The organism is Micromonospora sp. M51 (assembly GCF_018070305.1).
Lineage (GTDB): Bacteria > Actinomycetota > Actinomycetes > Mycobacteriales > Micromonosporaceae > Micromonospora > Micromonospora parva.
Map to the genome: position 1 here is coordinate 1 of NZ_JAGPXZ010000934.1, position 2,084 is coordinate 2,084.

Sequence of the window (2,084 nt, forward strand, 5' to 3'; positions counted from 1 at the left end):
GGCGGCGACCAGCCCCCGAGACTCCCCCGGGCGCATGGTGAGCCGCCCGTCGGAAGCGTCGACCAGCACTGCCGCGATGGTCAGGCCCAGCCCTGCGCCGTCCACGTTCTGCGCGTCCGGGGCCCGCCAGAACCGCTCGGTCGCCTGGCCGAGCTGACTCTCGGTCATGCCGGGGCCGGAGTCGCGAACCTCCAGCGCCACCCCGCCGTCGCGGCGGGCCACCGTCACCGTCACCGCCCCACCCGCCCCGCTGAACTTCACCGCGTTGTCGATGAGCGCGTCCAACGCCTGGTCGACGGCGGTCGGCACGGTCTGGGCGTACGCCGGGGCGTCGGTGGTGGCCAGCCGCAACGCGACCGACCGGTGCCGGGCCAGCGGCGCCCACGCGGCCACCCGGGAGGCGGCCACCGCGGCGGCGTCCACGGTGACGCGCTCGTTCTCCTCCCGTTCGGCCCTGGCGAGGGTGAGCAGCGCGTCGAGCACCAACGCGAGCCGGTCGGTCTCCTCCAGGGCCAGCCGGTGCTCGGACCGACCGTCCTCGTCGGTGAGGCTGGGCCCCAGCTCCTCCACCCGTAGCCGCAGCGCGGTGAGCGGGTTGCGCAGTTGGTGGCTGGCGTGCGCGACGAAGGCGCGCTGCCGGTCCATCACGTCGGAGACCACGTCGGCCATGTGGTTGAAGCTGGCCGCGAGGCGGCGCAGCTCCGGCGGCCCCAGCCGGTGCTGCACCCGGGCGCCCCGGTCGCCTTCGGCGATCTCGTGCGTGACCGCGTCCAGTTCGGTGACCGGACGCAGCACCCAACCGGCCAGCCCGAACGCGGTGAGCACACAGGCCAGCACGGCGAGCAGACCGGCCAGCGCGAGCAGCAGCCACCACGCGACGACAGCTCGGCGGATCGGGTCGGCCGGGGTCACGATCACCACCGCGCCGAGCACCTCACCGCCGTCGTTGATCGGTACCGCCACCACCACCGGGTCGGTCGTCCAGGGCCAGACCGACTCGGGGGCGCTGGTCTGCTGCCCGGACAGCGCGACGTCCAGGACCGTGGCGGTGCCCGGGGTGGGCTGCCACCGGGGCGACGAGACCGGGGTGTTCCGGTCCCGGTCGACGATCGCCGCGCTGATCGAGTACAGGTCGTCGTAGCTGGTCAGCTCCGACTCGATCGGGCCGGGCCCGCCGTCGCGCAACGCCGGCCCCGCCAGCGAGGCGAACCGGGTGGCGTCGGCGAGCCGGTCGGCACGGACCCGTTCGGTCTCCCGGCTGGCCATGGTGGCGGCCAACGGGGTCTCCAACGCGATGAGGACGAGGACCATCAGCAGCAGATAGCTGATCACCAGGCGGCGACGCACGTCAGCTCCTCACGCGTCGCGCAGCCGGTAACCGACGCCGCGCACGGTCTCCACCAGGCGGGCGTCGCCGAGCTTGCCGCGCAGCGACCCGACGTGCACCTCGACGGTGTGCCGGTCGGCCCAGGTGGTGCCCCAGGCGTCGAGCAGGATCCGGTCGCGGGGCACCGCCACCCCGGGTTGGCGGGCCAGCGAGAGCAGCACGTCGAACTCCTTGCGGGTCAACGTGACGACCCGTCCGTCGACGGTGACCGTCCGCGCGGCCACGTCGATGCGTACCGGACCGGCCTCGATGAGGTGCCGCTCGGGGGCGGCGTTCGCGGCGCGGCGCAGGACCGCCTCGATCCGGGCCTGCAACTCCACCATCGAGAACGGCTTGACCACGTAGTCGTCCGCGCCGAGGCGCAGACCCAGCACCCGGTCCCGTTCCTCACCCCGGGCGGTCACCGCGATGATGCCGAGTTGACTGCTGCGCCGACGCAGCTCCCGGCACAGGTCGGTGCCGTCCCCGTCGGGCAGGGTCAGGTCGAGCAGCACCAGGTCGCACGGGGCGGCGGAGAGGGCGGCGGCGACGGTGGCCGCGTGCTCGACCTCGTACCCCCGGCGGGTGAGGGCGGAGGACAGCGCAGCGGCCACCCGGCGGTCGTCCTCCACCAGCAGGATTCGCACCCGTGCCCCCGTCCGTCGCAGCGCTTGTTCTGCGAATGGTGGCAGAAGCGCGCGCGGACCGGGAGGCCGCC

Annotated in this window: 2 protein-coding genes; both read right to left on the bottom strand. The window is 74.3% G+C overall.

Annotation, left to right across the window (positions count from 1 at the left end; genetic code table 11):
- Positions 1–1,347, bottom strand: a 1,347-nt coding sequence (locus tag KBX53_RS30920; protein ID WP_210863276.1) for a HAMP domain-containing sensor histidine kinase, incomplete at its 3' end; no start/stop codon positions are given.
- A 9-nt stretch (positions 1,348–1,356) separates the two neighbouring features.
- On the bottom strand, positions 1,357–2,013 hold the full coding sequence (locus KBX53_RS30925; RefSeq protein WP_030335802.1) for a response regulator transcription factor: 657 nt from the start codon (positions 2,011–2,013) through the stop codon (positions 1,357–1,359).
- Between the last annotated feature and the right edge of the window lie 71 nt (positions 2,014–2,084).